Raw genomic sequence first — 19,874 nt, 5'->3', positions numbered from 1 at the left:
CTTTCCTTTAAGGGGATCCCATGAGCGTGCGCACCATCGGCGTCGTGATGAACGGCGTCACCGGACGGATGGGCCATCGCCAGCATCTGGTCAGGTCCGTCCTGGCCATCAACGAGCAGGGCGGCGTCACGCTCTCGGACGGCGAGCGGGTCCTGCTCAGGCCGGTCCTCGTCGGGCGCGACCCCGCCCGGCTCGCCCGCCTGGCCGCCCGGCACGGCGTCGCCGAGCACACCACGGAGCTCGACGCCGCGCTCACCGGCGACGACAACCTGATCTACTTCGACGCCCAGGTCACCTCGGCCCGGGTGAAGTCCGTGCTCAGAGCCATCGACGCGGGCAAGCACGTCTACACCGAGAAGCCGACGGCCGAGTCGGTCGACGAGGCGGTCGCGCTCGCCGAGGCGGCGACGGCCAGGGGCGTCAAGAACGGCGTGGTCCAGGACAAGCTCTTCCTGCCCGGCCTGCTCAAGCTGAGACGACTGATCGACGGCGGCTTCTTCGGCCGGATCCTGTCGGTGCGCGGTGAGTTCGGCTACTGGGTGTTCGAGGGCGACTGGCAGGAGGCGCAGCGCCCGTCGTGGAACTACCGCGCGGCCGACGGCGGCGGCATCGTGCTCGACATGTTCCCGCACTGGCACTACGTGATGGAGAACCTGTTCGGCCGGGTCGAGGCGGTCTACGCGAAGGCCGCGACGCACATCCCGGCCCGCGTGGACGAGCACGGCGCCGCCTACGAGGCCACCGCCGACGACGCCGCGTACGGGATCTTCGAGCTGGAGGGCGGGGTGATCGCCCAGATCAACTCCTCCTGGACGGTCCGCGTCAACCGCGACGAGCTGGTGGAGTTCCAGGTGGACGGCACGCACGGCAGCGCGGTCGCGGGGCTGCGCGACTGCCGGATCCAGCATCGGGCCGGCACGCCCAAGCCGGTCTGGAACCCCGACCTGCCGGTCGCCACGCGCTTTCGCGAGCAGTGGCAGGAGGTGCCGGACAACACCGAGTTCGACAACGGGTTCAAGATCCAGTGGGAGCTGTTCGTCCGGCACGTGCTGGAGGACGCGCCCTTCCCCTACGACTTCGCCGCCGGAGCGCGCGGCGTCCAGCTGGCCGAGCTGGGGCTGCGCTCCTCCGCCGAGGGCCGCCGGATCGAGGTGCCGGCACTGTGATGATCGACCTGCCCGGCGGGGCGTACGCCCTGCGCGAGCCCGTGACCTGGCCCACGCAGGGCGCGCCCGTCACCGGCCGCGTCGGCTACGCGGCGGCGCACGTGGTGGCCGATCCGCTCGGCGACAACACGCCCGGCTCCCCCGCCGCCGTCGACTGGGACGCCACTCTCCGCTTCCGCCGCCACCTGTGGTCGTACGGCCTGCGGGTGGCCGACGCCATGGACACCGCGCAGCGCAACGCGGGCCTGGACTGGGCCGCGACGAAGGAGCTCATCGCGCGCGGCGCCCGTGCGGCCCGCGACTTCGGCGATCCCGCCACGCTGCTGGCCTGCGGCGCGGGCACCGACCACGCCCCCGGCGCGGCCGGCCTGGCCGCCGTCACCGCCGCGTACGCCGAGCAGATCGACACGGTGCAGTCGGCCGGCGCCCAGGTGATCGTCATGGCCTCGCGCGAGCTGGCCCGGGTGGCGAACGGTCCCGGCGACTACCACCAGGTGTACGGCAAGCTGCTCGGCCTGGCCGAACGGCCGGTGATCCTGCACTGGCTCGGCGAGATGTTCGACCCGATGCTGGCCGGCTACTGGGGCTCGGCCGACGTGCCCGCCGCCACCGACTCCTTACTGGAGCTGATCCACGCCCACGCCCCGATGGTGGACGGGGTGAAGGTGTCGCTGCTGGACGAGGAGCACGAGGTGAGGCTGCGCGCGGCGCTGCCCGGTGGGGTGCGGCTCTACACGGGCGACGACTTCAACTACCCGTCGCTGATCAAATCGGGCTCGCACGCGCTGCTCGGCATCTTCGCCGCGATCGCCCCCGCGGCGGCGGCCGCCCTCAGGGTGCTCGACGCGGCCGAGTCCGGCGGCCAGGCCGATCGCGACCGGCTGCTGGCCGACTACGACCAGATTTTGGCGCCGACCGTGCCGCTGTCGCGGAAGATCTTCGAGCCGCCGACCTATCACTACAAGACCGGCATTGTCTTCCTGGCCTGGCTGAACGGCCATCAGGACGCGTTCGCCATGGTCAACGGCGCCCAGTCGGCGCGTTCGCTGCGCCACCTGACCGAGGTGTTCCGCCTGGCCGACCAGGCGGGGCTGCTGGCCGACCCGGAGCTGGCCGTGCGCCGGATGAGGGCGCTGCTGGCGGTGAACGGCCAATGAGTCTGTCGCTCAACCAGTGGACGACCAGGCGCTGGTCGGTGGCCGAGGCCGTGGACGGCTGCGTACGGCACGGGCTGGCGGCCGTGGGGCTGTGGCGCGAGAAGGTGGCCGAGCAGGGGCTGGCCGAGACCGTCAGGCTGGTGCGCGAGGCCGGGCTGCGGGTGTCGTCGCTGTGCCGGGGCGGTTTCCTGACCGCGGGCGGACTGCCCGGCGAGGAGGACCGTCACGCCTTCGCCCGAGCTCTCGACGACAACCGGCGGGCCATCGACGAGGCGGCGGAGCTGGCGGCGGCCTGCCTGGTGATGGTGGTGGGCGGTCTTCCCGGCGTGCGGGCGGGCGCACCACTGCCCGCGAGCGGCCTCTCACGCGAGCCGGCCGCGGGCGGCTCGGCTCCCTGCCCGCCCGGCTTCTCACGCGATCTGGCCGGGGCCCGTGAGCGGGTGGCCGAGGCCCTCGGCGTCCTCGCGCCCTACGCCGGGGAGCGCGGCGTCCGGCTGGCGCTGGAGCCGCTGCACCCGGTCTACTGCCCGGACCGGGCCGTCCTGTCCACGCTGGGCCAGGCGCTCGACCTGTGTCAGGCGTACCCGCCGGAGCAGGTCGGCGTGGTCGTCGACACCTTCCACGTGTGGTGGGATCCGCGGCTGTCCGACGACCTCGCCCGCGCTCGCGGCCGGATCGCCGCCTACCAGGTGTGCGACTACCTGCACCCGCTGCCCGCCGACGTGCTGCTCGGGCGTGGCATGATGGGCGACGGAGTGATCGACTTCGGGCCGATCACCCGGGCCGTGGCCGGGGCGGGCTACACCGGCGACGTGGAGGTCGAGATCTTCAACGCCGACGTCTGGGCCGCCGATCCCGACGAGGTGGTGGCCACCATGAAGGCCCGCTACGCCGCCCTGGTGCCGGCCGGCTGACCGTTTCCCCCTGACGAAAGGCGAGATCCTTGGGCTCGCACAACGACCGTCTGGCCCTGCCTGATGACGTCCACCTCGCCGGTGCCGGTCTCATCCTGCGCGAATGGGCGGAGCAGGACCTGCCCGCGATGTCCGAGCTGTTCGACGAGCCGGCCGTCGCCCGCTGGACCCCGCTGCGCTCCCCCTTCGACCAGAGCGCCGCCCGCGCCTACCTGGACCAGGCCCGCCAGCGCCGCGCCGAGGGGAGGAGACTCCAGCTCGCCATCACCACCGACGGCGGGCAGCCCCTCGGCGAGATCCTGCTGTTCGTCACCGGCGAGCCGGGCGAGGTGGAGCTGGCCTACGCCGTCGGCGCCGCGCACCGCGGCCGGGGCCTGGCGGTGCGCGCCGTCCAGCTGATCACCGCCTACGCCTACGACCCCCTGGCCGGCAGCCGGGTGCTCCTGCGGATCGCCGCCGGCAACACCGCCAGCGCCGCCGTGGCCCGGTCGGCAGGGTTCCGCCTCACCGACGCGCCCGCGCTCATCCGCGAGGGCTCCGACCCGTTGCACACGTGGCTCCACCACCGGACCACCGCACCACAGGAGACAGAGGCGTCCGTTCCGGAGCCGCTCAGACCTCCGCCGGCTCCTCCTCGACGGTGACGGTGACGGTGCCCGCCGCGCCGTTCACCGTGATCAGGTCGCCGGTCGTGATGCGGTGGGTGGCGTCGGGCACGCCGACCACGGCCGGGATGCCGTATTCACGGGCCACCACCGCGCCGTGCGACATGGCGCCGCCCATCTCCATCACCAGCCCGCCGGCGGTGAGGAACAACGGCGTCCAGCCGGGGTCGGTGGACGGGCAGACCAGGATCTCGCCCGGTTCGAGGTGGGCGCCAACCGGGTCCAGCACCACCCTGGCCGGGCCGGTGACCGTACCGGCCGAGGCGGCGGAGCCGGTCAGCGCGCCCTCGGCGGCCGTGGCCGACAGCGCCTCCGGCTCGGTGCCGTCGGAGAGCATGAGCCTGGGCACGTGCCTGCGGCGGGTCTCCCGCTCGTAGGCCGCCCGCCGCTCGGTCACGAGGTCGCGCAGGTCGCCGCCGGCCAGCGCGGCCCTGGCCTCCTCGACGCTCAGGAAGAACACGTCGCCGGCCGAGCCGAGCACCCCGGTGGCCGCCAGGTGCTCGCCGACGGCCAGCAGACTGCGCCGCAACCCGGCCAGGACCCGCACCAGGTAGAACTTGGGCAGCTCACGCAGGCCCGCGTACGTCCTGGTGCGGCGGAGCGCGAAGCGGGTGACCGCGGCCCGCGGGCGGCCCCGGCGGCGGGCCCGGGCGACGATCGCGGCCATGGCCACGTCCGCCTCGGCGGCTCCCCTGGCGAAGAGCGCGTCGGGGGCGAGGGGGCCAGCGTCGTCCATGCGCAGATAGTTGGCCAGGACGCCGAGCAGGTGGGCGGGGTCGTCCGACCAGCGCGGCACTCCCAGGTCGATCTCGGCGACGCCGCGGTGGCCGTAGACGTCGAGGAAGCGCGCGATGCCCTGCTGGGCCTTCGGCGGCAGCTCGCCAGCGCGGTAGAGGCGCACCAGCTCGCCGACCGGGTGCCGGCGGAACGGCTCCGGCTCGACCCGGCCGGCCAGGGCCCAGAGCTCCAGGTCCATCTCGGTGGTCGGGTTGTGCGGAAGGGCGCGGAGCACGTCCTGCATCTCGCTCAGCGGCAGGCCGGACAGCCGCGAGGCCAGCCCGAACAGGCCGTAGCCGGTGAGCGCGATCGGCATGATCGAGATGATCTGCGGGAACGTGCCGCCGAGCACCCGTTCCGCGTGGTCGAGGCGCTGCGCGGGCGTCGCCCCGGCGGGCACACGCAGCCGCGCGTCCAGCCGCTCGCCCACCTCGCGGGTGTAGGCGAGGGCGCGGCCCGGCCTGGTCAGCGCCTGGAACAGGCGTGCCGGTGCGCGCACCCGGCGGGCGAAGCGGGCGAGGCCCAGCAGGACCGGCCGGAGCGAGGTGCGCGTGACCGACAGGCGGGGATCCTCGACGAGCCGCTCCAGCACGGCCGCGGCGCGGGTCTCGCCCACGGCCAGGACGCGTGGCAGGATCGCCCGGCCGGCCCGGCTGCGCACGGCCGTGGTGAGGTCGATCCACAGCCGCCCGCCGGACACCGCCAGGAAGGCCGGCCCGGCCCGCCGCTCGGCCGGGGCGTGCCCGAACAGCCCGGCGGCGCCGGAGGCGAGCAGCCGGAACGCCGAGAGCCCCATCGGCGTGAGCGGGCCCATCACGCCCTGGACCACGTTGACCGAAAAGTAGACCCGCAGCCCGTCGCGCGCGGTCTCGGGCAGCGGGTAGAGCGTGGTGATCGGCCGGGCCTGGGTGAGCCAGAGGGCGCCGTCGTCGCCGATGGCCCACTCGGTGTCCTGCGGCGCGCCGTAGTGGTCCTCGACGCGGACGCCCAGCGCGGCCAGCTCGCGCGCCTGGGCGTCGGTCAGGCACAGGCCGCCGGGCGCGGTCTCGACGTGCTCGGTGCCGCCGCCCGGCAGGGAGCGTACGGCCAGCCGCTTGTCTCCCTCGTGCCGGAGCAGGATCTCGCCGGTGGCCGCGTCGACCGCGAACCGGTCGGGGTTGACCGCGCCGGAGACCACGGCCTCGCCCAGCCCCGGGGCGGCGTCGATGACGGCCTCGCGCCTGCGGCCCGTCACCGGGTTGGCGGTGAACATCACCCCGGCCACCCGCGCGTCGACCATCACCTGGACGACGACCGCGAGCCGTACGGCGGCGTGATCGATGCCGTTGGCCTCGCGGTAGGCGACGGCGCGGTCGGTCCACAGTGAGGCCCAGCAGCGGCGGACGGCGTCGAGCACGGCGTCGGGGCCGACGACGCCCAGGTAGGTGTCCTGTTGCCCGGCGAAGCTGGCGAACGGCAGGTCCTCGGCCGTGGCCGAGGAGCGCACCGCGACCGGCACGCCGTCGCCGAGACCGGCGTAGAACTCCCGCACGGTCTTGGCCACCGGACCGGGCACGGGCGTCTCCAGCAGCCGGCTCCTGACGGCCTCGGCCAGTCCTGGGCCGCCCCGGGCGATGATCACGTCGAGCTCCGCCGCCTCGGCGACCTGACGGTAGGCCTCGGTGGTCAGCACCCAGCCGGCGGGGACCGGGAATCCCGCCCTGGTCAGCTCGCCGAGGTTGGCGGCCTTACCGCCCACCTCGGCGAGCATCCCGGCGTGGATCTCGGAGAACTCCAGTGCGGTGTTCATCGCGCCCCCAGGGTCTTCGTGCGTCTCGCCCCGAGTCTCACTCTTCCGAGGCCAGAATTCAACACGCGATGAAAAGATTCTCAGAAGCGGAGCGGGCTCCCGTCGAGCTCCCAGGCGGGGTCGGCGTCGATGCCCAGCGCGGCCAGCGCGGTGGGGGCCACGTCGACCAGCCTCGGCTCGCCGAGCGAGCCTCCGCCCAGGTCCTCGCCCAGCCGGGCGGCGATCACGAACACCGTGCGCTCCTCGTCGGAGACGCCGCCGTGACCGCCCTCGTCGACATGGCCGTGGTCGGTCGTGACCAGCACCGTCCAGCGCTCGCGAGGGTACGACGGCCGCGCGCGGACCGTGTCGAGCAGACGGCCCAGGTAGGCGTCCTGGAGCAGCAGCGCGTCGGCGTATTCGCGACAGAGCGGGCCGAGGTCGTGGGCCACCTCGTCGGTGTCGCCCAGGTAGACGAACGCCAGGTCGGGGCCGTCGCCCGCCAGGTCGGCCGCGGCGGCCTCGGTGACCCGCTCGTCGCCGGCGTGGAAGGTGATGGCGTAGCCGTCGACCACGAACCGGGTGCCGAGGGCCGGGCCGAAGGCACCGTGCTCGGCCAGCGCGGCCCAGGAGAAGAAGGCGGCGGTGACCAGGTCGGGGCGGACGGACCTGGCCCGAGTCAAGAAATCCGGATATTTCGCGAACTGGGCTCCTGCGAACCCGTTGTCCACGACGCCGTGCTTGTCCGGCCAGACCCCGGTCGCGATCGACGACCACCCGGGGCCGGAGTCGGTGCGCGCCCTGATCAGCCGGACGTCGTCCTGGACGTCGCCCGGTGACGTGGCCGACTCCGGGACGACCTCGCCCGGCGACTCGGTGCGGGGCGCCCCGGCCTCGCCGTACGGGAGGCGGCTGGTGCCGTAGCGGCCGGCGGACATCAGCGCGCCGAGCACCGGCGGGCGCACGGCGGCGAGCCGGTCGAAGCGCAGGCCGTCCATGCCCACCACGAACACCTTGTCGATCATGCGGAGGTCCTCCCGAAACGTCGCACCCATGCGGCGGCGCCGGGCAGGACCTCCTCGACCGGGGCCACCTGGGGATACCAGGCGCGCTCCCATTCGAGCGAGACCCATCCGTCGTAGCCGGCCTCGCGCAGCAGTGTCCCGCACTCCTCCAGCGGCACCGCACCGGCCCCCAGGGGCACGGGCGTGCAGTCGTCGGCCGAGACCGCGTCCTTGACCTGCACGTAGGCGAGCCAGGGGCGCAGCGCGGCGAGCGTGGCGGCGGGCGGCTCGCCGCCACGCCAGGGATGCAGCAGGTCCCAGAGCGCGCCGGTGGTCTCGGGGACGGCCGCCGCGCCGAGCAGGCCGGCCACGGCCGCGCCGGTGGCCAGCTGGTCGTGCGTCTCGACGAGCACCCGGACGCCGAGGTCGGCGGCCGCGCCGGCGACGGCCCGCAGCCTGCGCGCGCCTACGGCCGGGTCGTCACCGCGCGGGAAGACCCGCACGCCGGGGGCCCCGAGCTGGGCGGCCAGCGCCAAGTCGGCGAGCAGCGCCTCGACGGCGGGCTCGTCGGGGCCGGGCTCGCACACGCCGACGTAGCCGGCCAGGGCGGCGACCTCCAGACCGGCGTCCGCGATCCGCTCGCGCACGGACCGGCGTTCCTCGCGGCCGAGCCCCCGGTGCACGCCGGTGTCGGGGTGCAGGCGGAGTTCGAGACCGTGGCAGCCGTGCCCGGCCGCCACCTCGATCGCCCGGTCGAGCCCCTCGCCCGGCAGGCCGAGCGTGCTGAGCGCCAGCTTCACCCCGGCTCCCGCCGGAGGTCGCGGACGCTCTCGCGCAGCACGACCTCTCCGGCGACGTGCTCGACCACCGGCGTCTCCCCCGCGTCCAGCGCGAGCTCCAGCGCCCGCGCGCCGAGATCGGTCAGCGGCAGGCGTACGGTGGTCAGTGCCGGCACCTGGTCGCGCAGGGTGGCGATGTCGTCGAAGCCCGCCACCGAGACGTTCTCCGGCACCCGCACCCCGCGCTCGCGATAGGCGGCCAGCGCGCCCACGGCCATCACGTCGTTGACGGCGAACACGCAGGTCGCCTCACCCGTCTCGGCCGCCGCCGTGTAGCCGCCGTCGCGGTCGAAGGGGCCGTGGACGACGCGCGGCTCGGGCAGCCCGAGCTCCCGGATCGCGGTGACGAACCCGGCGCACCGGTCACGGGCGGTGATCAGCCGCGGGGGCCCGGCGAGCACGGCGAACCGGGTGTGACCGAGCCCGGCCAGCGCGCGGGCCAGCTCCGCCGCGCCCTCCCGGTTGGCGGGAGCCACCGTGTCGACGCCCAGCAGGGGCTGGCCCACGCAGGCCACCCGGCCCCCGGCGTCGAGGTAGCGCCGCAGCTCGTCGCGGAGCCGGCCGGTCACCTCGGGGTCGTCGACCCGCGACCCGGCCAGCAGCACGGCCCGTACGCGCTGGGCGTTGAGCGTGGCCACGTAGGCGATCTCCTGCTCGGGGTCGCGGTGGGTGGTGCCCACCATGACGAGCAGCCCCTCGCCGGCCGCGGCGCGCATGGCGCCGTCGGCCAGCGCGGCGAAGTAGGGGTCGGTCAGGTCGTGGACGACGATGCCGATGACATTGCTCGCTCCCCGGGCCAGCGTCTGGGCAGCCATGTTGGCGCGGTAGCCCAGCTCACCGGCGGCCCGTTCGACCCGTGCGCGCAGGTCGGCGCCGACCTGGCGGGTGCTGCCGTTGAGCACCCGCGAGGCGGTCGCGAGCGAGACGCCCGCCTGCTTGGCGACGTCCTCCAGCGTGACCACGACACCTCCCGGAAAGCGGTTGCCTCTGGCGCCGGACCGGCGCCCGGCTCCGCATCCTCGCACGCCGCGCCCGTCCGAAGACACGAGACCCTGGAGAAACGCGGGTCAGACCCAGGGGAACAGCCTCTCGAACAGGCCCTTCCTGGTCTCCGCCGGAGTCGGCACGGGTTCGGCCTCCATCGTCTCCACCTCGGCCGCCTCCCGGCCGGTGGGCTCACCGGCGCCCTTCGGCTCCTCCGCGCCCTTCGGCTCCTCGGCCAGGTCGAGATCTTGGGGCTCCTGGGTGGCCCGCCTGCTGGGCCGGACCGTCGGCTCGTCCACGCGGCCGGTGGGCGTGGCACGCGGCGTGGCGGTGCGCGTCGGCCGGGCCCGCGTGGCGGTCGGCGTCGGCCGGGCGGTCTCCGAGACGACCGGCTCGGGCGTACGCGACTTCTCGGGCGCGGTCGTCGCCTCATCGGTGCCGTCCGGGACAGGGGACTCGGCGGGCGCGCTCACCTCACCGGCACTCGCGCACCGCGCGCCCGCGCACGGGTCCTCGGACGACGCGCCGGTCAGCATCCATCCGGCGCCGGCACCGAAGATCACGACCGCCGCCGCGCCCACCAGCAGCACCCTGGTACGGCGGCGCACCTCACGCCGGCGCTCCTCCTCCTCGTCGACATCGGTCCACCCGGATCCGAGGAACCCCCGCCGAGGCTCGTCCTGGGCGGACTCGTACGCCTTGTCGAGCGGCAGGTAGCCGCGGGTCGCCTCGTCACCCGCGGACGGCGTCTCGGCCACCTGCTCCGACGCCGGGTCCACCTCGTCACGAGGCTCGCCCTTGTCCGGCGGCAGGATGTAGGTCTCCCGGACGGCGGGTTGCTCGTCGGTGTCGTCGGTGCTCAGGCGCGGGGACAGCACGTCGCCGGTCAAATCGGGGTTCAACGACCTGCCCTGCCCATCCTCGTAGGACCTGTCGTTCTCGTCGCGAGCCACGATGTACCTCTCTAGTACGAATACGGACCGCAACCTTTCCTAACAGAATCAACCTCACCTTGTCCGGAAATTCCACTCCTTTCGCCAAGAGAACATCCGTAACTCCGCCCCCAGCCCGCACTGTGCCGGCAAGTGAGGGCTTCAGCTACGGCGACCAAGCCCAAGGGGCGAAGACAGGCGCTTCAGCATCGGCGAGAAGCCAGAACACCGAACCCGAGCACGCGCTACGGCGCCCAAGAGGAACGGCCGGACAGCCGAAAGCGGAGGCGGGTGGGCGTTCCGGCCGACTTAAGACCGTGCCAAGTACCCCCGCGCCCGCAACAAGGCCGAAGGCGAAAAACACCAGACCCCGGGCAATCGCGGTCGGCCGGAACGCCCACCCGCCTCCGCGGCACCCACAGAACAAACCCGGCGCACCGACAGAACCGAAGACAGATCGAGCCGCACCGCGAATCGAGGGCTCCATCCAAATGCCCAGATTCCAGGCCGCTCCCGCAAAGGGAGGACATCATTGACGTCCATGCCGTCGACCCACGTCGCACCCCCTCCCGGCGCACAGGCGTTGACCAGGCTCCGGGCACGGGCCCGCGCCGCCCGCCGGACCGCGCTCATCGCGCTGACCGGCCAGATCGCCCTGCTCGCCTGCGCCCAGTCACTCGCCGAGCGGGCGGCGACCGGCCAGGCTGCGCCGCAGGCCGTGCCGCCGCTGGCCGTACTGTCGCTGGCCGTACTGTCGCTGATCCTGTTCGCGGGCGGGCTGCCCGTGCTGGCCGTCACCCAGGCAGCCTGGGGCTCCCGCGAGCGCGCCGCGCGCAGGCGCGAGCGGGAGCTCTACGCGGTCCGCCGCGAAACCCCCGGCCGGCCACTGAGCAGGCTGGTCATGGCCTGCGGCTGGGCCGTGACGCTGCTGCTCGGCTTCACCCTGCCGCGACTGTTCGAGGCGGCCGGGTGGCACGGCCTCGCGAGCGCGTCGACCACGGCGGTGGAGGCGCTCTGGCTGGTGAGCGTGGCGGCCGGGGTGTGCTTCGTCACCTGGTGGGCGCGCGACGCGCTGGGGATCGCGGCGCGCGCCGTCCGGCGGGGCAGGCCGCCGGCGGATCCGTGGGATCCCGGCCGGGGGCGGAGCGCGCGGCCGGCGAGGAGCGCGGCGCTCTGGACGGGCGCGGGCGCGGCGGTCGCCGTTCTGGCCGGGACCCGCGCCCACCTCTGGGAGCCGCCGGCCGCCGTGCTCTGCGCGCTGGCGGCGGCCACCCTCGTCTGCGGTCTAGTTACTGACGAGTAGCATAGATTCGACAGCTGTCCAGCAACGAGGAGCGAATCCGTGCCTTCCTCTCGTGACGTCGTGTTCGTCGACGGCGTTCGCACGCCTTTCGGCCGGTCCGGGCCCAAGGGACTGTACGCGGAGACCCGAGCCGACGACCTGGTCGTCCGGGTCATCCGCGAACTGATCCGGCGCAACCCCGGCCTGCCGCCCGAGCGGGTGGACGAGGTCGCCATCGCCGCCACCACCCAGATCGGCGACCAGGGCCTGACCATCGGCCGCTCGGCCGCGGTGCTGGCCGGACTGCCCAAGTCGGTGCCCGGCTACGCGATCGACCGCATGTGCGCGGGCGCGATGACGGCGGTCACCACGGTCGCGGGCGGCATCGCGTTCGGCGCGTACGACGTGGCGATCGCGGGCGGCGTCGAGCACATGGGCCGCCACCCGATGGGCGAGGGCGTCGACCCCAACCCGAGGTTCCTGTCGGAGAAGCTCGTCGACCCGAGCGCGCTCATCATGGGCATGACGGCGGAGAACCTGCACGACCGCTACCCCTCGATCACCAAGGACCGCGCCGACGCCTACGCGGCGCTGTCGCAGGAGAAGGTGGCCAAGGCCTACGCCGACGGCAAGATCCAGCCCGACCTGGTGCCGACCGCGATCCGGACGGCCGAGAAGGGCTGGGGCCTGGCGACCGAGGACGAGGCCCCACGGCCCGGCACCACGGTCGAGGGCCTGAGCGGCCTGAAGACGCCGTTCCGCCCGCACGGCAACGTCACCGCGGGCAACGCCTCCGGCGTCAACGACGGCGCGACCGGCTGCGTCGTCGCCGCCCGGGAGGTCGCCGAGGAGCTGGGGCTGACGGCCAGGATGCGGCTGGTGTCCTACGCGTTCGCCGGGGTGGACCCCGAGGTGATGGGCGTGGGGCCGATCCCCTCGACCGAGCGGGCGCTGCGCCTGGCCGGGCTGTCCATCTCCGACATCGGGCTGTTCGAGGTCAACGAGGCGTTCGCCGTACAGGTGCTGGCCTTCCTGGAGCACTTCGGTCTCGCCGACGACGACCCCCGCGTGAACCCCTACGGCGGCGCGATCGCGTTCGGCCACCCGCTGGCCTCCTCGGGCGTGCGGCTGATGACGCAGTTGGCCCGGCAGTTCGGCGAGCGCCCCGACGTGCGCTACGGCATCACCACCATGTGCGTCGGCATGGGCATGGGCGGCACCGTGATCTGGGAGAACCTGGCATGAGCGACCTCGACAACCTCGACGGCTGGCGCGCGCTGCTGAGCGAGCGCAACGGAGCCCGCGCGGACGAAGTCGTCACCAAGGCGCTGGTGCGCAACGTGGAGCTGCCCGGCGGCGCCGGCACGATGGCGCTGATCACACTGGACAACGGCTTCGACCACACCAAGCCCAACACCTTCGGGCCGCGCGGCCTCTTCGCGCTGAACGCCGCGCTGTCGGAGATCGAGGCCCGCACCGACCTGGTCGCGGTGGGCGTCACGGGCAAGCCGTTCATCTTCGCCGTCGGCGCCGACCTCAAGGGCGCGTCCGCGGTGACCTCCCGCGAGGAGGCGCTCGCGATCGGCCGCCTCGGGCACCACGTGTTCCGCCGGCTGGGCGAGCTGCCGATCCCGTCGTTCGCGTTCGTCAACGGCGCGGCGATGGGCGGCGGGCTGGAGATCGCGCTGCACTGCGCGTACCGGACGATCTCCTCGGGAGTGCCGGCGGTCGCGCTGCCGGAGTGTTTCCTCGGCCTGGTGCCCGGCTGGGGCGGCACGCAGCTGCTCCCCCGCCTGATCGGCCCAGCCAAGGCGATCAAGCTGATCATCGAGAACCCGCTGGCGCAGAACCGCATGACCAGCGGGGCCCAGGCGTTCGAGCTGGGCGTCGCCGACGCGATGTTCGAACCGGCCGACTTCCTGGAGGAGTCGCTGCGCTGGGCGGCCAGGGTGATCACCGGTGACCTCACCGTCGATCGGGACGAGACCGACCAGGACGGGGCCGACTGGGACAAGGCGGTGGCCGACGCGCGCTTCCTGGTCGACATGAAGCTGCACGGCGCCTCCCCCGCCCCCTACCGGGCGCTCGACCTCGTCGCCCAGGCCCGTACGGCCTCGCGCGACGACGGCTTCGCGGCCGAGGACGAGGCGCTGGCCGACCTGCTGATGGGCGACGAGCTGCGGGCCGGGCTCTACTCCTTCGATCTGGTGCAGCACCGCGCCAAGCGGCCGGCGGGCGCCCCCGACCGGGCGCTGGCCCGCAAGGTCACCAAGGTTGGCGTGGTGGGCGCGGGGCTGATGGCCTCGCAGATGGCGCTGCTGTTCGCCCGCCGGCTGGAGGTGCCGGTCGTGCTGACCGACCTCGACCAGGCCCGGCTGGACAAGGGTGTCGGCTACGCGCACGCCGAGATCGACAAGCTGCTGGCCAAGGGCCGGGTCTCGGCCGATCGGGCCAACCGGCTCAAGGCCCTGGTCACGGGCTCGCTGACCAAGGACGCGTTCGCCGACGCCGACTTCGTCATCGAGGCCGTGTTCGAGGATCTGGCGGTCAAGAAGCAGGTGTTCGCCGAGGTCGAGGCGATGGTCTCGGCGGAGTGCACGCTGGCGACCAACACCTCGTCGCTCTCGCTGACGGAGATGGGCGCGGACCTGGAACACCCGGAGCGGCTGGTCGGGTTCCACTTCTTCAACCCGGTCGCCGTGATGCCGCTGCTGGAGATCGTCAAGGGCGCCGCGACGGACGACGCGACGCTGGCCACGGCGTTCGCCGTCGGCAGGTCGCTGAAGAAGTCGTCCGTGCTGGTCAAGGACGCGCCGGCGTTCGTGGTCAACCGGCTGCTCACCCGCTTCATGGGCGAGGTCATCGCCGCGGTCGACGAGGGCACGCCGCTGGAGACGGCCGAGCACGCGCTGGACGACCTCGGGCTACCGATGACGCCGTTCGCGCTGCTCCAGCTGGTCGGCCCGGCTGTCGGCCTGCACGTGGCCGAGACGCTGCACGCGGCGTTCCCCGAGCGCTTCGGCGTCTCGGAGAACATGGCCAAGCTGGTCGCCTCCGGTAAGCCCGGCGTGTACGCGCCCGGCTTCTCGCTCGATCCCGAGGCGGTGGCCCTGTTCGCGGGCGGCTCCTCGCCGTCCTCCGCGCAGGAGGTACGACGGCGCGTGCTGGAGGCGCTGGCCGAGGAGATCCGCATCATGCTGGACGAGGGCGTGGTCGCGGCGGCCCAGGACATCGACCTGTGCATGATCCTGGGCGCGGGGTGGCCGTTCCACCTGGGCGGCGTCACGCCGTTCCTAGACCGGTCCGGCTTCGCCCGGCCGCGCTTCCTGGAGCCCGGCGTGGCCTCGCTGCCCGCCTGATCCGCCGCGAGGGGACCCGCTGCGACGGGTCCCCTTTTATCAGCCTTTGCCCGACAGCTGATCACGTGGCGCAAACAAGAGTCGATCCAAGGCCAGTGTCGAGCAGCCGCCGGGTAAGACCCGCACCATGCACATCGTGAACAGGCTGCTACTCACCGCAGCCATCAGCATTCCCGCGCTCGGCGCCGCGGGCGCCGCCTCGGCACTCGCGTCGACGCCGGTGTCCGCGGGCCACCACGCCCGGTCGGCCCTGACGATCACCGTCACGGACAGCAACGGGCGGTCGAAGGCCTACCGGCTCACCTGCGACCCCGACGGTGGCAACCATCCCAACGCCACCGCGGCCTGTGACGCGCTGAGAAGTGTCAACGGGCAGATCTCGAAGCTGAAGAATCCCGACGCGATCTGCACCCGGGAGTACTCCCCGACCAAGGTGTCGGTCAAGGGCAAGTGGCGCGGCGCCAACCTGTCCTTCAGCGGCTCCTACCCCAACAGCTGCCTGGCCCGGGCGGCCGTCGGAGCGGTCTACCCGTAACGCCCGCGCGTGGGGGGCGGGCGTCGTCCCGTCCCCCACGACCACCCGGTCACGAGCCGGCCTCGCGCGCCAGCCGGCTGTGCCGATAGCCGTAGGTGAAGTAGAGCACCGCCCCGATGAGCATCCACACCACGAACCGCAGCCAGGTCTCGACCGGCAGATTGAGCATCAGGTAGAGGCAGGCGAGCACCGACAGGATCGGCAGCACCGGCACCATCGGCGTACGGAAGGACCGCGGCAGGTCGGGCCGTGTCCGGCGCAGGATGATCACACCGGCCGACACGACCACGAACGCGAACAGCGTGCCGATGTTGACCAGCTCGGCCAGCGCCCCGAGTGAGATGAAGCCGGCCAGCAGGGCCGCCACCACGCCGATGATCACCGTGAGCCGGGCCGGCGTGCCGAATCTGGGGTGCACCTTGGCCAGCTGACGCGGCAGCAGCCCGTCGCGGCACATGGCGAACAGCACCCGCGTCTGCCCGAGCATCAGGATCATCACCACCGTGGTGAGACCGGCGATCGCGCCGATGCTGATGAGCGTGGCCGCCCACGTCTGGCCGACCGCGGTGAACGCGTCGGCGAGCGGCGCCTCGGTGCTCAGCTCGCGGTAGTTCTGCATGCCCACCACGACGAGCGAGACCGCCACGTACAACAGGGTGCAGATCGTCAGCGACCCGATGATGCCGCGGGGCAGGTCGCGCTGCGGCTTGATGGTCTCCTCGGCGGCGGTGGCCACGATGTCGAACCCGATGAAGGCGAAGAACACGATCGCCGCGGCGGAGAAGATGCCGATCACGCCGAAGGCGACCGGGGTGAGGCCGAACAGCACCTGGATCAGCGGCGCCTTCAGCCCGGAGACCTGTTCGGTGGGGATCGAGGCGGGGACGAACGGCGAGAAGTTGGCCGCCTTCACGAAGAACAGCCCGGCCACGATGACCAGCAGGATCACCGCGACCTTGATGGTCACGATGACCAGGTTGACCCGGGAGGACAGCTTGATGCCGGCCACCAGGACGCCGGTCAGGATCAGCACCACGACCATCGCGGGCACGTTCACCGTGGCGTTCTCGCCGGCGATCGACGCGGGCAGGTCGAGGCCGAGCGACGACAGGAGCGAGGCGAAGTAGCCCGACCAGCCGACCGCGACCACCGCGGCGGCCAGGGCCATCTCCAGCATCAGGTCCCAGCCGATGATCCAGGCGGGGAACTCGCCGAGGGTGGCGAAGGAGAAGGTGTAGGCGGAGCCGGCGACCGGGATCGTGGAGGCGAGCTCGGCGTAGCAGAGCGCGGCGAGACCGCAGACGACTGCGGCGACGATGAAGGAGACGGCCACGGCGGGGCCCGCGAGCTCCTTGGCCACCTGTCCGGTCAGCACGAAGATGCCGGTGCCGACGATCACACCGATGCCGAAGACCGTGAGGTCGGTGGCGGTCAGACGTTTGCGCAGCCGATGTTCCGGGGCTTCGGTGTCGCGGATCGACTGCTCGACATTCTTGGTGCGAAGGATGTCCACGATCTCCGACCTTCCCTGACCGCAGGCGGTCATGCACGCTCCCCCGCCGTAGAGGAGCGTGCCGGGACGTGACCGTGGGGGCCGGTCAGGAGTGGGCGGTCTGGCTCTCGATCGGCTGGCTCCGCTTCGCGACCGCCTCGGTGATCTCGCGGGCGAGGTCCTGGCCGGTCAGCCCGATGCGGCCGAGGATCGCGGCCCGCTTGGCGTGGTCGAGGAAGTGCTGCGGGATGCCGTAGGTGCGCACGGGCACATCGATGTCGGCGTCGCGCAGCAGGCGGGCCACCGCGTCGCCGACACCGCCGACGCGGCCGTTGTCCTCGACGACGACGACCAGCTTGTGCGTGGCCGCCGCGCCCGCGAGGGCCTCGTCGAGCGGCTTGACCCAGCGCGGATCGACCACGGTGGCCGAGATGCCCTGGGCGTCGAGCAGGACGGCCGCGTCCATGCAGACCTGGGCCATCGGGCCGACGCCGACCAGCAGCACGTCGGGGTCGGCGGCGCGCAGCACGTCCATGTCGCCCAGCTTGCCCACGGCCTCGATCGGCTCGGCGACGGGACCCTTGGGGAAGCGCAGCACCGTGGGCCCGTCGGAGACGGCCACGGCCTCACCGAGCAGCTCGGTCAGCCGCTCGCCGTCGCGCGGCACCGCGATCCGCAGGCCGGGCACGACCTGCAGGATCGACAGGTCCCACATGCCGTTGTGGCTGGCGCCGTCGTCACCGGTGACGCCGGCCCGGTCGAGCACCACGGTGACCGGCAGCCGGTGCAGGGCCACGTCCATGAGGAGCTGGTCGAAGGCGCGGTTGAGGAAGGTCGCGTAGACGGCGACGACCGGGTGCATGCCGCCGAGCGCGAGGCCGGCCGCGCTGGTCAGCGCGTGCTGCTCGGCGATGCCGACGTCGTAGATGCGCTCGGGGTAGGCGTCGGCGAAGGCGGCCAGGCCGGTCGGGTGGAGCATGGCCGCGGTGATCGCGACCAGATCCTCGCGCTCCTTGCCCAGCCTGACCAGCTCCTCGCTGAACACGTTGGTCCAGATGCGGCCCTTGGGCTTCTCGGCGCCGGTCTCGCGGTCGAACGCGCCGGGCGAGTGGAACTGGTCCTCGTCGTGCTCCTCGGCCGGGGTGTAGCCGCGGCCCTTCTGGGTCAGCGCGTGCACGATGACCGGGCCGCGGAAGTCGCGGGCGGTGCGCAGCGCCGCCTCCATGGCCTGCTCGTCGTGGCCGTCGATCGGGCCGATGTACTTGAGTCCGAGGTCCTCGAACATGGCCTGCGGGGCCAGGATGTCCTTGACGCCCTTCTTGAAGCCGTGGAGCGCGTCGTAGAGGACGGGAACGTTCCCGATCTTCTCCTTGACGTACTCGAGCACCTCCTCGTAGCGGCGGGTGACCCGCAGCTTGGACAGGTGGGAGGCGAGCCCGCCGATGGTCGGCGAGTAGGAGCGGCCGTTGTCGTTGACCACGATGACGACCGGCAGGTCCTTGACGGCCGCGATGTTGTTGAGCGCCTCCCAGGCCATGCCGCCGGTGAGCGCGCCGTCGCCGATCACCGCGACCACCGTACGGTCGCGCTCGCCGCGCAGCTTGAACGCCTTGGCCAGGCCGTCGGCGTAGGACAGCGCGGTGGAGGCGTGCGAGTTTTCCACGAAGTCGTGCTCGGACTCGGCCTGGCTCGGGTAGCCGGACAGGCCGCCCTCCTGCTTGAGCGCGTCGAATCCGGCGGCCCGGCCGGTGAGCAGCTTGTGCACGTAGGCCTGGTGACCGGTGTCCCAGACGACGGGGTCGCCGGGCGAGTCGAAGACCCGGTGGATGGCGATCGTCAGCTCGACCACGCCCAGGTTGGGCCCCAGGTGCCCGCCCAGGCGGGCGCACACGTCGACGAGCAGGTCACGGATCTCCCCCGCCAGCCTCGGCAGCTCCTCGACATCGAGCCGTTTGACGTCGTGCGGTCCCTCAACCGAGCCCAGCAACCCGCTCACGGATGCGATCCCCTCTGCTTCTGTGCGCCAACGGATCGAGTCTAGTTCGTGGTCGTCACGCTGACTCCATCGAGTCAATTGCGCCCACATTTGTACGATCTTGACCTAGTCTTTCACTCATTATGAACACTCTCCCCCTGAAGACACTGACGACTCTCGTGGCGGCCGGCGCGGTGATCGGGCTGGCGGGCACGGGCACGGCGTCAGCCGCAACACAGCCCACCGGCCAGGCACAACAGCAGGTCACGGCCCCACCGAGAGGCAAGGCGGCGGCGACGGCCAACCCGCTGTACAAGACCGGACGGCTCGCGTCATCCAACTGCTCGCCCGGCTCGCTCCCGCGCGGCAGCACCGCCGCCTACAAGCGCTTCCTGACTCGGGTGACCAACTGCCTGAACCGGTCGTGGGCCACCCAGTTCCGTAAGGCCGGCCTGCCCTTCAGCAAGCCCCGGCTGCGCATCATCACCAAGAAGGTGCGCACGCCCTGCGGCCCCTGGAGCGCGGGCGCCGACGGCGTCTACTGCTCGGCCGACCGCACGATGTACATGCTCATCACCAAGACGCAGCTGCGCAGGCCGTACGCGCTGGGCATCACCCGCCTGATGGCCCACGAGTACGGTCACCACGTCCAGCAGGTGTCCGGCATCTGGAACTACTACTGGTCCGCCAGGAACAGCACCGGCCGCTCGGGCCAGCTGCAGCTCTCGCGCCGCTCCGAGCTCCAGGCCGAGTGCTTCTCCGCGGCCTTCATGAGCACGATCAGGAACACGCTCCCCGTCGACCCGGCCGAGTGGGACCACACCGTCGAGTGGTTCCGCCAGAACGGTGCCAAGGCCTGGGCGCAGAACGACCATGGCAAGGGCCCCACGCAGGCCTTCTGGATGAACCGCGGCTTCAACTCCGGCTCACCCGGCTCCTGCAACACCTGGCGCGTCTCGGCGCGCTACGTCTCCTAGTCACGACCTTGGGGCGGCCGCGTCACACCGGCGCGGCCGCGCTGTGGG

General features: G+C 72.7%; 16 protein-coding genes. 9 read left to right on the top strand and 7 right to left on the bottom strand.

What is annotated here, in order from left to right; all coding sequences use genetic code 11:
- Nucleotides 1–20: 20 nt before the first annotated feature.
- From AC5L3X_RS14775 to AC5L3X_RS14760, 4 genes are read left to right on the top strand one after another with little or no spacing between them, the layout of a single operon-like run.
- Nucleotides 21–1,166, top strand: coding sequence for a Gfo/Idh/MocA family protein (locus tag AC5L3X_RS14775; RefSeq protein WP_494857457.1), 1,146 nt, complete (start codon nt 21–23; stop codon nt 1,164–1,166).
- On the top strand, nt 1,166–2,323 hold the full coding sequence (locus AC5L3X_RS14770; RefSeq protein ID WP_494857484.1) for a dihydrodipicolinate synthase family protein: 1,158 nt from the start codon (nt 1,166–1,168) through the stop codon (nt 2,321–2,323). The genes AC5L3X_RS14775 and AC5L3X_RS14770 overlap by 1 nt, the downstream gene beginning before the upstream one ends.
- Nucleotides 2,320–3,237: a sugar phosphate isomerase/epimerase family protein gene (locus tag AC5L3X_RS14765; RefSeq protein WP_494857456.1), complete on the top strand. Its 918-nt coding sequence runs from the start codon at nt 2,320–2,322 to the stop codon at nt 3,235–3,237. Before AC5L3X_RS14770 ends, AC5L3X_RS14765 begins: the two co-directional genes overlap by 4 nt.
- Before the next feature lie 29 nt (nt 3,238–3,266).
- Nucleotides 3,267–3,881: a GNAT family N-acetyltransferase gene (locus tag AC5L3X_RS14760; protein WP_494857455.1), complete on the top strand. Its 615-nt coding sequence runs from the start codon at nt 3,267–3,269 to the stop codon at nt 3,879–3,881.
- On the opposite strand, the gene AC5L3X_RS14755 is transcribed toward AC5L3X_RS14760, so the two are convergent.
- The 5 genes from AC5L3X_RS14755 to AC5L3X_RS14735 form a co-directional block, all read right to left on the bottom strand.
- Nucleotides 3,850–6,468, bottom strand: a complete 2,619-nt coding sequence (locus AC5L3X_RS14755) for a PEP/pyruvate-binding domain-containing protein (protein WP_494857454.1) — start codon at nt 6,466–6,468, stop codon at nt 3,850–3,852. The two genes, AC5L3X_RS14760 and AC5L3X_RS14755, sit on opposite strands and share 32 nt — an antisense overlap.
- Nucleotides 6,469–6,548: 80 nt before the next feature.
- On the bottom strand, nt 6,549–7,472 hold the full coding sequence (locus tag AC5L3X_RS14750) for an alkaline phosphatase family protein (protein WP_494857453.1): 924 nt from the start codon (nt 7,470–7,472) through the stop codon (nt 6,549–6,551).
- Entirely contained in the window at nt 7,469–8,251 is a 783-nt protein-coding gene (locus tag AC5L3X_RS14745; protein ID WP_494857452.1) for a sugar phosphate isomerase/epimerase family protein, read from the bottom strand. The genes AC5L3X_RS14750 and AC5L3X_RS14745 overlap by 4 nt, the downstream gene beginning before the upstream one ends.
- Nucleotides 8,248–9,252, bottom strand: coding sequence for a LacI family DNA-binding transcriptional regulator (locus AC5L3X_RS14740; protein ID WP_494857451.1), 1,005 nt, complete (start codon nt 9,250–9,252; stop codon nt 8,248–8,250). Before AC5L3X_RS14740 ends, AC5L3X_RS14745 begins: the two co-directional genes overlap by 4 nt.
- Before the next feature lie 105 nt (nt 9,253–9,357).
- On the bottom strand, nt 9,358–10,227 hold the full coding sequence (locus tag AC5L3X_RS14735; protein WP_494857450.1) for a hypothetical protein: 870 nt from the start codon (nt 10,225–10,227) through the stop codon (nt 9,358–9,360).
- A 520-nt stretch (nt 10,228–10,747) separates the two neighbouring features.
- On the opposite strand from AC5L3X_RS14735, the gene AC5L3X_RS14730 reads away from it, so the two are divergent.
- From AC5L3X_RS14730 to AC5L3X_RS14715, 4 genes are all read left to right on the top strand, one after another.
- The gene (locus AC5L3X_RS14730; protein ID WP_494857449.1) at nt 10,748–11,509 is read left to right on the top strand and encodes a hypothetical protein; all 762 of its coding nucleotides are present in this window, start codon (nt 10,748–10,750) and stop codon (nt 11,507–11,509) included.
- Nucleotides 11,510–11,569: 60 nt separating this feature from the next.
- Nucleotides 11,570–12,733 carry a thiolase family protein gene (locus AC5L3X_RS14725; protein WP_494857483.1) on the top strand — a complete coding sequence of 388 codons (1,164 nt, stop codon included), beginning with the start codon at nt 11,570–11,572 and terminating at the stop codon, nt 12,731–12,733.
- Nucleotides 12,730–14,847 (top strand): 3-hydroxyacyl-CoA dehydrogenase NAD-binding domain-containing protein, encoded by a 2,118-nt coding sequence (locus tag AC5L3X_RS14720; RefSeq protein ID WP_494857448.1) that lies wholly within the window; start codon nt 12,730–12,732, stop codon nt 14,845–14,847. The genes AC5L3X_RS14725 and AC5L3X_RS14720 overlap by 4 nt, the downstream gene beginning before the upstream one ends.
- A gap of 136 nt (nt 14,848–14,983) precedes the next feature.
- Nucleotides 14,984–15,382 carry an SSI family serine proteinase inhibitor gene (locus AC5L3X_RS14715; protein ID WP_494857447.1) on the top strand — a complete coding sequence of 133 codons (399 nt, stop codon included), beginning with the start codon at nt 14,984–14,986 and terminating at the stop codon, nt 15,380–15,382.
- Between the two features lie 49 nt (nt 15,383–15,431).
- Here the strand turns inward: AC5L3X_RS14715 and AC5L3X_RS14710 are convergent, their stop codons facing one another.
- Complete coding sequence (locus AC5L3X_RS14710) at nt 15,432–16,928, bottom strand: amino acid permease (protein WP_494857446.1); 1,497 nt, start codon at nt 16,926–16,928, stop codon at nt 15,432–15,434.
- 52 nt (nt 16,929–16,980) lie between these two features.
- Nucleotides 16,981–18,861: a 1-deoxy-D-xylulose-5-phosphate synthase gene (dxs, locus tag AC5L3X_RS14705; protein ID WP_494857482.1), complete on the bottom strand. Its 1,881-nt coding sequence runs from the start codon at nt 18,859–18,861 to the stop codon at nt 16,981–16,983.
- Between the two features lie 131 nt (nt 18,862–18,992).
- Between dxs and AC5L3X_RS14700 the strand changes: the two genes are divergently transcribed.
- On the top strand, nt 18,993–19,826 hold the full coding sequence (locus AC5L3X_RS14700; protein WP_189125156.1) for a neutral zinc metallopeptidase: 834 nt from the start codon (nt 18,993–18,995) through the stop codon (nt 19,824–19,826).
- Nucleotides 19,827–19,874: the final 48 nt, after the last annotated feature.

Source organism: Nonomuraea sp. CX421, assembly GCF_059358955.1.
This window is presented reverse-complemented; position numbering and strand designations above follow the sequence as displayed.

Bases quoted from the DNA above. Each gene is read 5' to 3' on its own strand.
- AC5L3X_RS14750 (WP_494857453.1), bottom strand. From the start codon at position 7,472: ATGATCGACAAGGTGTTCGTGGTGGGCATGGACGGCCTGCGCTTCGAC.
- AC5L3X_RS14700 (WP_189125156.1), top strand. From the start codon at position 18,993: ATGAACACTCTCCCCCTGAAGACACTGACGACTCTCGTGGCGGCCGGC.
- AC5L3X_RS14755 (WP_494857454.1), bottom strand. From the start codon at position 6,468: ATGAACACCGCACTGGAGTTCTCCGAGATCCACGCCGGGATGCTCGCC.
- AC5L3X_RS14770 (WP_494857484.1), top strand. From the start codon at position 1,166: ATGATCGACCTGCCCGGCGGGGCGTACGCCCTGCGCGAGCCCGTGACC.
- AC5L3X_RS14775 (WP_494857457.1), top strand. From the start codon at position 21: ATGAGCGTGCGCACCATCGGCGTCGTGATGAACGGCGTCACCGGACGG.
- AC5L3X_RS14710 (WP_494857446.1), bottom strand. From the start codon at position 16,928: ATGACCGCCTGCGGTCAGGGAAGGTCGGAGATCGTGGACATCCTTCGC.
- AC5L3X_RS14765 (WP_494857456.1), top strand. From the start codon at position 2,320: ATGAGTCTGTCGCTCAACCAGTGGACGACCAGGCGCTGGTCGGTGGCC.
- AC5L3X_RS14720 (WP_494857448.1), top strand. From the start codon at position 12,730: ATGAGCGACCTCGACAACCTCGACGGCTGGCGCGCGCTGCTGAGCGAG.
- AC5L3X_RS14730 (WP_494857449.1), top strand. From the start codon at position 10,748: ATGCCGTCGACCCACGTCGCACCCCCTCCCGGCGCACAGGCGTTGACC.